The organism is Mesorhizobium sp. M4B.F.Ca.ET.017.02.2.1 (assembly GCF_003998955.1).
In the GTDB taxonomy this organism is placed as follows: domain Bacteria; phylum Pseudomonadota; class Alphaproteobacteria; order Rhizobiales; family Rhizobiaceae; genus Mesorhizobium; species Mesorhizobium abyssinicae.
The window spans coordinates 1-10,834 of sequence record NZ_RZOF01000218.1 but is presented as its reverse complement, the minus strand read 5'-3'; the positions used below and the strand labels follow the sequence as shown (position 1 = coordinate 10,834).

Sequence of the window (10,834 nt, the reverse complement as noted above, 5' to 3'; positions counted from 1 at the left end):
GTGTCGATCGCCGACGCTCTGGCCGTGCGAAAGGCGGCACCGGCAAAACCCATCCTCATGTATCCGGGCATCGGCCCGAACGCTGTCGATCTCGTCCGGGAACTCGATCTGACGATTTCGATTTCCGGCGAGGAGGATCTGGCAGGCTGGCTGGCGACCGGCGCGTCGCTGAAGATTTTCGTCAAGGTCGATATGGGTTTCTGGCGCGCCGGCGTGGCTCCCGCGAGCCTGCGCCGCCTGTTGGATCTATGCGCCTCGCAAGGCAGTGTCGCCGTTGGCGGTCTTTATGCCCATCTCAGCGAGTTCGGCGACGCCGGTTCCTCGGCGTCGGCGCAGGTTGCGCGCCTGACACCACTGCTCGAAGAGCTGAAGGCGGAGGGACGCTCTCCCGAAACGATCATGGTCTCAAGCAGTGAAAGCCTGCTTCACCATCCGGAATTCGACATGGGCGCGGTCGATCCCGGTGCTCTCCTCTTCGGATTGGCCCGTTCTTGCGCCGGGCGCCGTACCTTGCCCACCCGTGCGGCCCTCTCGGCGATCAAGGCGCGTATCGTCGCGCTCAAGACGAGCGATGACAGCATGGGGGCGCCTCCGGACCTGTCGGGATTCCACCCGGACATGCGTCTGGCGGTGCTAGGCATCGGCTGGGGGCATGGCGTGCCGCGGCAGCTGGCTGGCCCGGCTTCCGTGCTCGTCAGGGGACGGCGCGCTTCAATCGTGCCGCCCATCCATCTCGAGCATCTTCGCATCGATGTCACGAATATTCCCGAAGCGATGCTCGGGGATGAAGCGATGCTGCTCGGCTCTTCCGGCGCGGACCGGATCACGCTGCCCGACCTCGCCAAGGCCTGGAATACCGACGAAACGGGCCTCGCCTGCGGCCTGCGCGAGAGCCTGCCCCGGATAGGCGTCGTCCAACAATTCAAACCAAACCAAAAAGAAGGGGAATGACATGAAACGACATCTGACTTGCGCCCTCGCGGCTTTCCTGCTGGCCGCCGGCCTCGCCCATGCCGAAGAGCGCAGGGCCATCACGATCGCCTCGGAAGGGGCCTCGCCGCCCTGGGACTATATCGACACGAATGGTGCGCTTATCGGCTTCGACATCGACGTCGGCAAGGAACTCTGCACCCGGATGAAGCTGCAATGCACGTTCATCGCCCAGGATTGGGATGGCATCATCCCCGGTCTTCTGGTGAAGAAGTACGATGCGATCATGGCCGGCATGTCGATCACCGAAAAACGCAAGAAATCGATCGCCTTCTCCGTTCCCTACGCGGTGGCGCCGAACCAGATCGTCATGCGCCGGGGGCTCGGCCTGCCCGCAAGCGACATCGATGCGAAACTGAACCTGACCGACATCGACGCGGCGAAGAAAGAGACCATCGAAAAGCTGCGGCAAAGCCTGAAGGGCAGGACCCTCGGCGTCCTTCGCTCGTCCAATTCGGAGGCGGTCGTTCGCGAGCTCTTCGGCGATATTGCCGAGGTGCGCAGCTATGACAGCCAGGAAAACATCAAGCTCGACCTCGCATCCGAACGCATCGACGGAGGCCTGGGCGACCGTTTGATGTGGAAACAGTTCCTCGAGACGCCAGAAGGCAAGGCGGTCGAATTTTTCGGCCCGCAGCTTTCAGGCGGCACGTGGGGTCCCGGTGTCGGTGTCGGTCTTCGCAAGGAGGATGCCGATCTCGCCGAAGCCTTCGGCAACGCCATCGAAGCAAGCGTCAATGACGGCGCGCTCAGCAGGATCAGCCAGAAGTGGTTCGGGGTGGATATTTCCCCGCAGCTCGCCAAGTGAGCGGTCGCCGTCGATTTTCGGCGGCCTAAGGGCCTTCATCCCATTTATCTCCAAGGTGCGCTACTGATGTCTTCACCGTTCACGCTCGTCCTGACCGGACAATCCCTCATTCATCATGATGTCCGGCAGGTCCAGGACGAAGAATTTGCCGCGATCAAGGTGCTAATCGGGCAAGCCGATATTGCCTTCACCAATTTCGAGACGACGGTGTTCGGCCGGCATGGCGGATGGCCGATGAAAGGTTCCTTCTTCGGCTGTTCGGCCCCCGTGGTGCTGGATGCGCTGAAGGATATCGGCTTCAACGCCCTGGCGCTCTCCAACAACCATGCCTTCGACCTCGGCCCACCCGGCATCTTGTCGACGCTCGAAGAGGTGGCGCAAAGAGGGTTCCTTCACGCCGGCATCGGTGCCGATGCCGCGAATGCGGGTCGGCCGGGACTGAAGACCTACGGCACGCGGCGGGTGGCGCTTGTCGCCATGGACGCCGGGCCCGGCCCGGCGACCATGTACGCGGCCGACGCGACGGACCGGCGTCCTGCAAGACCGGGCGTGAACGGGCTCGACGTATCGAGGCGATTCGAGGTCGATGCCGCCGTGTTTGGGAGCCTGACCGGCATTCAGGAAATCTTCCAAAGCAGCCGGATGGAACGGGCCAACTATGCGCAGCCCCACGATCCGCCCGAGCTTCAATCGACTGACGAGATCGATTTTTATGGGACGATCTTTTGCCGCTCCTCGAAGAACAGGCGCCGGATCCTGGTGGACGAGGCGAGCTTGCAAAGTCACCTCGCGACGATTCGCCAAGCCGCCGCGGAGGGCGCCTTCGTCATCGCCTATCTCCACCATCATCATTGGGAGCCGAACTGGCGCGAGGTCCCGGCATGGGTTCAGTCGCTCGCCCGCGCCTGCGTCGATGCCGGGGCAGGGGCGTTCGTCAGTCACGGCGCTCCCGTCCTGCAGCCCGTGGAGATCTATCGGGGCGCGCCGATCTTCTTCGGGCTGGGCAATTTCCTCTTCCATCTCAATGCGGGCGAGGTTCTGTGGAGCGCTCCGGACGTCTGGAAGAGCATGGTCGCGACGTGCCGCTTCGATGCCGATGCCCGGCTGCAGTCGATCGACCTCCTTCCCATCGTCATCGGCGGCGAGCGGATGCTGGGCGCCGAGAACTATCATGAGCGCATCGTGCCGGCTCCGGCATCGCAAAAGCTGGGGACCGAGATGATCGAGGACCTGGCGGCCCGCTCACGCTTGCACGGCGTGTCGATCGCCGTCAAAAGGGGTGACGAAATGACAGGTGGCTACTTACAAGCGGAAGGTTCAATTTGATCTCCCGATGGTAGGGGGAATCAGTGCACGACCGAGTGGGGACTCCGAGATCGTTCACATCGAGGCGTCTCTTAAACCGTTCTTGTCGGACATCAGAGTTGGTGTCGAGCCGGCTTAGCCGTAACGTGCCTCCTGAAGATTCAGGTGAACGTTGCCCGTCTAGCGCGGTGGTGCTGGGATTGGATTTGATCCCAACCGAATCTGTTCCACGTCCATCCGGTCGAACACGTAGCCAAATGAGACAGCATAGGCCGCGCGCCCTCGATCCAGGACCAGAAGGGGAAAACGCCCAAGCCTTTCCTCGTTGGACACGACCGCCGAAGGCGTTTCGGCCAACGCGTGAACTAGGACACAACCCATAGTTCCCGATGGCTTTGACAACTCCACCGGGGCCTGGACCAGACAGGCATCTCGCCATGATTGAATGTGTAATGTTCCGGCAGCAGGATCTTGGCGATTGAGCGATCGCTCGACCACCCCGACATTCTCCTTGACGGCCGCGAGAGGCTCGTTCGGACGCTGTAGGTAGTCAAGAACGATTGCGCGTAGGAGATCCCCGAACGCGAAGGACTTTTGGGCGCGCCTGATCCACTGCTGACGGCGCGAGCTGACCAGTTTTTCAAGGTTGTTGCTTCGGATGGAAATTGACTCCTCCACGATCTTCGAGACTTCCTTGTCGAAGCCGCGAAGGGCTTGCTGTGCATCAGCCAACGCTGCTCTCACGCCAGAGTCGTCAACAAACGGAGTTATTAGATAGCCGTAGGTTAGCAGCGACGCCAAACCCTTCAATCCATCGCGAAGTTCTGGAATGGCAACTGCCCATTGTTCCGCTTCAATAGCAGCGACTGCTTTCCCGAGGTGCTGGCCGGTTTCACCAACCCTGGTTATCACCTCGAGCATGTCATCGTCCTTCCGCGCGACATTCTCAATGTCTTTAAGCTTCTTCTCCAGCTCGACGATTTTGCTAACAAAATTAGCCCGCTTCTCCGCAGAAATGTACTGAAACACCATTGCGTTTTCTTGCATCTGCTCGTCGATGGAAGCGGCAATTAGCTGACTAATACTCGACAATTCGTCGACCGTTTCACGATGCCGCAAGTCCACATTGACGTCTGAAGGCACGACGCTGATCAATCCGCCTAACCTGAAGAAGTAGGACTTCAGGACGGTCATGTCCGGGACAGGAGCAAATTGGCACACACTGTGGAGGTAGTCCGCAACAAGGCCTGTGAATGAGCCGAGCATCTCATTGGTGCAGTCGAGGGATGAGAACAAAGCTCCTCGATCAATCTGGACCAGGTTGGCCCCTGACAATAAATCTGGAAGCGACCCGATCAGCTTGCTCTGCAGATTAGAGAGTTCGTCCGAAAGGAGAACTAACAGGCCATCGCTGGGCAGCGTTGAAAAGAGGCTTGGGTCGCTTCTCGTGGTCTGAAGCAAGAGCTTAAGCGAGTAGTTTGGTATCGCATCTGCGGCGCGGAGCTCGCTGACCAGCGTACTCAGGGCCTCATTGGACGTTAGGGTGTCGAGTTGAAAGGTCCCGGCTTTGCCTGCGAGCCTTGCCAACTCCTGAGCCGGAAGTTCTTCTTCGGGAAGGAAATATTGGACGTAGTGGGCCGGCTGAAGTGCCCTCGCTTCGTTGAACGAGAGTGTCCGCATGCGGGAGGGGAGCGCGGGCTCTCCAGGACCATAGTCGGAGAGCATTTTCAGGATCTTGGCTTCATCGGCGGCAGGCTTGCCAGTTAGATGAATGGTGATAGCACCGGCGTCCCCGCCTTTTCCTGGTCTCCCTGAAAGTCCGCCCCGTGCTCCATTAAGGGTTTGCGATTTCGATGGATAAACAATTGTGTACGGCAATGTACCGGGCGACCCCAGACCGCCCTGCAATCCGGACACCTGGAGAAAAGGCCCAGCCCCTCCCGGTTGGCCCAATGTTTGCTTGATCGATGCATCACACGTCTCGCACAGATGAATGCGGCCAGCAAAGATTGTGATATCCCCCGATCGAGCGTTCTCGAAGATCACGCGTTGATCGGGGGCGTCGACGCCATCAGACGCGCGCGTGGTATCGTACGCGTCCCCATACTCAATAGTAGAAAGAGGAGGAATCTGAGCTGAAGGAAGTTCGAGGTATTCAAAGGTCTCGGACAGATTATCGGTCCGAACCGACGGCGACGGGATCTGCTGGAGGGCATACTTCTTTGACCGTGGATCGTATGCGAGGCGGTGATAATACCAAGCATCAAAGGGTCGGATACCAGGTGAACCGTTGACGTCGGTATAGTAGCCGGAAGTCAGAAAGCTCGCGGTTTTTGAAGCGCCGCTGGCTTTCTGCCAATAGTTCTGCGTTGCTTGGAAGTGAACGCGTGTATCAATCGGTGCGTTCAGAAATAAATCATTTGCAACGATCAGAATATTCCCACCATTCGTCTCAACGATGTCGTCGATATGCACTTGATCTCGAATGATATAGTAGTCGTATCTGATTGAGTTCTTTAGATAGTTCCCGACGTAATTCTCATCAAGCAGCTGTGCCTGTCTTGGGAATTTCCGCCACGCCTCGGCGCAGTGAGCTTGTCGAACGGAGTAGCAGGCAGCCATGGTGATCGCTGCATAGAAGAAAAGAATGACCTTAATCATGCTAATCTCCAATTGCACAGGTTAGAGCGTGAGGTGAGTTAGCGTTCGTTCGCCCCTATCGACGGCGCTATGGAATTGTCGCTCGACCCGGCGGTCGTTTCTTTACTGCTCCGAGCGTATGCTCATAGATCAGTTTGCCGTATTTGCCTCGGCTCGCAAAGGGGTTTTGTCACCAGCAGACAGCCCGCGGTTGATCGAGAGAAACGCATGGCCAAACCAGATGTGAGTGGTTGTGGTCACAAGCAACCGATCGCACTCGTATGGCTTCTCCCGCGAAAACCTGGATTGCGCCTGTTTGAAAAGCGATGAACCTGAACCGATCATAGGAGTGTTCTCCCATATCCTTTGGCAAAATCGTTGAGACCGCGCTGGAGGTACGTTCAGCTTTCCAGCCACTTTGCCCCGGATGCGGATGGTCTCCTTCCGCGTCCTTCCGGAGGCGACGCAGGCGACAAAGGTAAGCCGAGAATCCGTGTTCGCGGCCGGAACTGACAGGTAGGGTTGTGATGAAGAGAAAGAAGCGAAATCCCGAGAAGTTCGACACGGTGGGCCTCATAGGACGTGACCGCGGCTACACAATCACAGCCGACAGTGACGCTGACGACTCGTCGAGAGGGTCGGACGCTCGCTGAAGCCGTCACCGACGATTCCTACTCTGCTCCGTGGCATGCAGACGGAGGCGCTCTTCGGGTCAGAAGCCGGAAGGTTATTTAGTCGGCTGCTTGTCGAAAATGCGATCCGAACCGGTCCCGCGCACCTCGGCGCAACACTTGCTATCCCGCTTGATCCTTCTCAATCTGCGGCCTTGCGGCGTTGACCCAATCCAATGGTGAACACGAGGTGGCCACTCCCTTTTCGATGTCGACAGTCCAGAGGTCGAGCTTGATTGGATGCGAATATCCAAAATAACCGCCGCCCCTCTCCCTCTCCTTTTCGGGGTCAGGCTCGATGAAATCGACCTTGGCTGATCTCGCCGAAATATCGAGGAAATCCGGACTTATCAGGGCATCGATCTGCTTCAGGCGCAGCCGGATCCAAGTTGTCATCGCGCTCACTCTGTCGACATGCTCGGGCGCGATATTCTCGAGATGTGTGAGGACTGCGACCAGTTTGTCCCGATTGGTTAGTTGCTCATGGACTGCATCCACAAACTCCGTCCGCCGTTTCTCGCGGCTATCATAAGCTTCCTCACGCTGTCGCTGCGCCTCGGCATCTCGATGTCGGCGATCCCGCTCTTCCTTTTCTCTCCGCCGTTCGCTGATGAACGCCGCGTGTCCTGCGAAGCCTGCCAGTATGTCAGGCAGCTTGCTTTCCAGGGCCTGCGTTTGTCCGTCGGAGTATGTGCGGCGAAGGCCTGAATATGGGTTAGCATGAATGACGATAGCGAGCCGGCCGGAGGGAGACTGATCGTATTTGGGCCAAGGGTCTGTGGTGTAGCCCCAGCGCATTCTTTCATCCCGCTGTTTCAGTTCTTGAGGTGTCGGTTGATGCAGGGATTTTTGGGGCTGTTCTTCCATTCCGAATGCGACCGACTCGTTCCCGACGGCCAGCACCAACCCATCCTCAGTCGCCTTGGGCAGATGACCTTGAGTCTCTGCAAGCGCGAACAACTGTCCTAGGACGCTAATTCCCCGCTCAATCGAAGCGGGAGCAATTCTGAGAGGAACAACACCTTTGGACCGAACCGAGGCGAACCCTTCGTGATCGGGGCGCGCTTTTGTAATCGCGCGCCTTGTCGCGGCCAGACAGGACGGCTCAGCAGTGTTGGACGGCAGATCCGGTTTAGAAACAGAAATCGGATTGGCTGCCGCATGTTTGGTAAGTCTGTCTCGAGCCTTCTCTTTGGCCTCGCGGACCGACGGTGACAGGTGCTGCTCGGTACCTCCCGAGATCCTCACCAACGCCAGGTTTGGTTCAGGCAACGGCGGCAATGCCGCCTGTTTGACGCGCTTGCCGTATTCCAGCTTTGCCCAGTATCCGCGCTCAGGCGTTGGAATGTGGTGACGATCGCAGGTCTTCTTCAATGCGGTACCCGTCACGCCATAATCCGCGGCCACCTTGGTCATGGGTTTTGTCCAAACTTGCTTGTAAAGCTCCTCGCGAGAAACCGTCTTCATACTCTCAACCTCTGTCTTCCACCTGGGTGCGCACGATCCAGCACCGCGACCCAATCCGGGAATCGAGGCGTGCATTTTGTCGCCTTTGACGATACCTCGTCAGGCGCCCAGATCCGCCTGCATCGCCAAACGAATTAGCCTTTTGCGATGCCTCGCGTGGCAACTGAGCTACGCTGGTTTCTTCTTTGCGTTGCACGTCTGAACCGCAAAATCGGCGAATTCGCCGTACTAATTGCCGTACTAATTCTGAAAAAAGTACGGCGGCTGTTTTCTAAGTGATTGGAAAGCATGGTGATCCCGACAGGAATCGAACCTGTGACCTACAGATTAGGAATCTGCCGCTCTATCCTACTGAGCTACGGGACCACGCGGCCCGACACATAGCCGCTTCGGACCGGTTCGCCAAGAGGCGTAGTGAACGCAAATCGGCGCGCCGTTGCGCAGGGCTCACAACTCTTGCTTCGGTCCCTGCGCCATGCCCCCGGGCAACGGCTTTGCCGTGCCCGAGGATTCGCTCCTTGCCGGAACCAGCCTCAGGCGGCCAGCGCCGTCTCCGCCAGCTTCACCCAATAGCTCATGCCGTGCGGGATGACCTCGTCGTTGAAGTCGTAGGCCGGGTGGTGCAGGCCGGCCGTGTCGCCGTTGCCAATGAAGATGAAGGCGCCCGGCCTCGCTTCCAGCATGTAGGAGAAATCCTCGCCGCCCATCACCGGCTGGATGGCGCGGTGAACCTGGGAATTGCCGGCGATGTCGGCGGCGACGTCGGCGGCAAAGACCGTCTCTTCGGGATGGTTGAAGGTGACCGGATAGTTGGGCTCGTAGTCGAAGGTGATGGTGGCGCCGAAGGCGGCGGCCAACCCGTCGCAAAGGGCGCGGATGCGCTCCTCCGCCTTCTTGGCCACTTCCTTCTTCAGCGAGCGCACCGTGCCTGCGATCTCGGCGCTTTCGGGGATGACGTTGTAGGCGTCGCCGGCATGGAATTTCGTCACCGACACAACCACCGACTCGACCGGGTCGGTGCTGCGCGACGCGATCGTCTGCATCGCGCCGACAAGCTGGCTGGTGATGACGATCGGATCGATGGTGCCGTGCGGCATCGCCGCGTGGCCGCCCCGGCCCTTGACGGTGATGGTGAATTCGGCGGTCGCCGCCATGATCGGGCCAGGCCTGATGGCGAACTGGCCGACCGGCAGGCCCGGCATATTGTGCATGCCGAACACTCTTGAGATGCCGAAGCGTTCCATCATGCCGTCCTTGACCATCTCGTTGCCGCCGCCGCCGCCCTCCTCGGCCGGCTGGAAGATGACCGCGACCGAGCCGGTGAAATTGCGGGTCTCGGAGAGATATTTGGCCGCCCCCAAGAGCATCGCCGTGTGGCCGTCATGGCCGCAGGCATGCATCTTGCCGGCAACGGTCGAGGCATAGGGCTTGCCGGTGATCTCGTTGATCGGCAGCGCATCCATGTCGGCCCGCAGCCCGATCGTCGTGCCGTCGCCGTTGCGACCGCGGATGATGCCGACGACGCCGGTCTTGCCGAGGCCCGTCACCACCTCGTCGCAACCGAATTCCTTCAGCTTTCCGGTGACGAAGGCGGCGGTCTGGAAAACGTCGAAATTCAGTTCCGGCGTCTGGTGCAGATGGCGGCGCCAGCCGGCGACCTCGTCTTGCATCTCGGCGGCGCGGTTCAAAATCGGCATGATTGTCCCATTTCATCGTTGAAGCAGCCAGTTCCAGCCTGCTGCATTGTAATTGTGATTGCCAGGCGCTTTGCCATGTTGACGTCACATAGGGTAAATAGCACCGCAACAATGCAGCCTGGGGAATCGAGGGCCGGGCCGCACCATGCTGGCGATCGCGTAACGAAATCTTACGGAGCCAGGGGCGACTACGGCAAGAGGCGATTTCGGATTCCATGATGCGGCACGGGCATTTCCTCAAACTATTGCTGGCCGGCGCGCTGGCTTTGCCGATGCTGGCGGGCGTCGCGCGCGCCAACCCGGTGATCCTTTTCGACCTGCAGAGCGGCAAGATCCTCGAGCACCAGGACGCCTTCAAGCGCTGGTATCCGGCGTCGCTGAGCAAGCTGATGACGGCCTATGTGACGTTTCGGGCGATCGCCGCCGGCGAGGTTCAGCTCGATTCGCCGATCAAGGTGACGAAACATTCCGCCGGCGAGCCGCCCAGCAAGATGGGCTTCAAGCCGGGCTCGGTGATGCGGCTCGACAATGCGTTGAAGATGATGCTGGTCAAATCGGCCAACGACATCGCCATGGCCGTCGGCGAGAATATCGGCGGGTCGCAGGCGGCCTTCGCCGACCGCATGAACGCGGAGGCGGCGCGCCTCGGCATGACGGGAACCCATTTCGTCAATCCGAACGGGCTGTTTTCGCCGGACCAGTACACCACCGCGCGCGATCTCGCGCTGCTGGTGACGGCGATCCGCAGCGAGTTTCCGCAATACGCGCCCTGGTTCTCGATCGAGGGGCTGGCGGTCGGCAAGAAGGCGATCCCGAACTACAACCTCTTGATCGGCCGCTATCCGGGCGCCGACGGCATGAAGACCGGCTTCGTCTGTTCCTCGGGATTCAACATGATCGGCTCGGCGACGCGCAACGGGCGCACGCTGGTCGCCGTGGTGCTCGGCGAGAAATCGGCTGTCAGCCGCGCCGAGACCGTTGCGAAGCTGCTCGACCAGGGTTTTGACACGCCGGCGACCGGCTCGGCTACGCTTGCCGCCTTGCCGTCCTATGGCGATACGCTGTCGCCCAACGATCTGCATGACGAGATCTGCAAGAAGAAGCCGAAGGCGGAGCAGTCGGAGGCCGCCCCCGCCGTCGCCGCCAAGGATGCGCCGAAGTCGCCCTACCAGGTGAAGCTCGCTCACCCGACCCTGGTCGCCGTCGGCCTCGGCGGCGCAACCGGGCCGACGCCGAAGGCGATGCTCGACCAGTCG

7 protein-coding genes and 1 tRNA gene are annotated in these 10,834 nt (G+C 59.8%); 4 read left to right on the top strand and 4 right to left on the bottom strand.

Annotated elements, in window-relative coordinates; translation table 11 throughout:
• The 3 genes from EN738_RS22705 to EN738_RS22695 all read left to right on the top strand — a co-directional run.
• A partial coding sequence (locus EN738_RS22705) for an alanine racemase (RefSeq protein WP_127285676.1) occupies positions 1–951 on the top strand: 951 nt, incomplete at its 5' end.
• Between the two features lies 1 nt (position 952).
• The gene (locus tag EN738_RS22700; RefSeq protein WP_127285675.1) at positions 953–1,798 is read left to right on the top strand and encodes a transporter substrate-binding domain-containing protein; all 846 of its coding nucleotides are present in this window, start codon (positions 953–955) and stop codon (positions 1,796–1,798) included.
• A 66-nt stretch (positions 1,799–1,864) separates the two neighbouring features.
• Positions 1,865–3,124 carry a CapA family protein gene (locus EN738_RS22695; protein WP_127285674.1) on the top strand — a complete coding sequence of 420 codons (1,260 nt, stop codon included), beginning with the start codon at positions 1,865–1,867 and terminating at the stop codon, positions 3,122–3,124.
• Between the two features lie 159 nt (positions 3,125–3,283).
• On the opposite strand, the gene EN738_RS22690 is transcribed toward EN738_RS22695, so the two are convergent.
• From EN738_RS22690 to EN738_RS22675, 4 genes are all read right to left on the bottom strand, one after another.
• Positions 3,284–5,764, bottom strand: coding sequence for a hypothetical protein (locus tag EN738_RS22690; RefSeq protein ID WP_127285673.1), 2,481 nt, complete (start codon positions 5,762–5,764; stop codon positions 3,284–3,286).
• Between the two features lie 773 nt (positions 5,765–6,537).
• Complete coding sequence (locus EN738_RS22685; RefSeq protein WP_127285672.1) at positions 6,538–7,830, bottom strand: hypothetical protein; 1,293 nt, start codon at positions 7,828–7,830, stop codon at positions 6,538–6,540.
• A 340-nt stretch (positions 7,831–8,170) separates the two neighbouring features.
• Positions 8,171–8,247: transfer RNA gene (locus tag EN738_RS22680), tRNA-Arg, on the bottom strand.
• 167 nt (positions 8,248–8,414) lie between these two features.
• A complete protein-coding gene (locus EN738_RS22675; protein ID WP_127285671.1) occupies positions 8,415–9,578 on the bottom strand; it encodes a M20 aminoacylase family protein in 1,164 nt (387 codons plus the stop codon).
• A 218-nt stretch (positions 9,579–9,796) separates the two neighbouring features.
• On the opposite strand from EN738_RS22675, the gene EN738_RS22670 reads away from it, so the two are divergent.
• Positions 9,797–10,834: D-alanyl-D-alanine carboxypeptidase family protein (locus tag EN738_RS22670; protein WP_145966902.1), on the top strand; the 1,038-nt coding region annotated here is incomplete at its 3' end.

Coding starts and splice junctions, on each gene's coding strand:
- EN738_RS22700 (WP_127285675.1), top strand. CDS start 953: ATGAAACGACATCTGACTTGCGCCCTCGCGGCTTTCCTGCTGGCCGCC.
- EN738_RS22695 (WP_127285674.1), top strand. CDS start 1,865: ATGTCTTCACCGTTCACGCTCGTCCTGACCGGACAATCCCTCATTCAT.
- EN738_RS22690 (WP_127285673.1), bottom strand. CDS start 5,764: ATGATTAAGGTCATTCTTTTCTTCTATGCAGCGATCACCATGGCTGCC.
- EN738_RS22685 (WP_127285672.1), bottom strand. CDS start 7,830: ATGACCAAGGTGGCCGCGGATTATGGCGTGACGGGTACCGCATTGAAG.
- EN738_RS22675 (WP_127285671.1), bottom strand. CDS start 9,578: ATGCCGATTTTGAACCGCGCCGCCGAGATGCAAGACGAGGTCGCCGGC.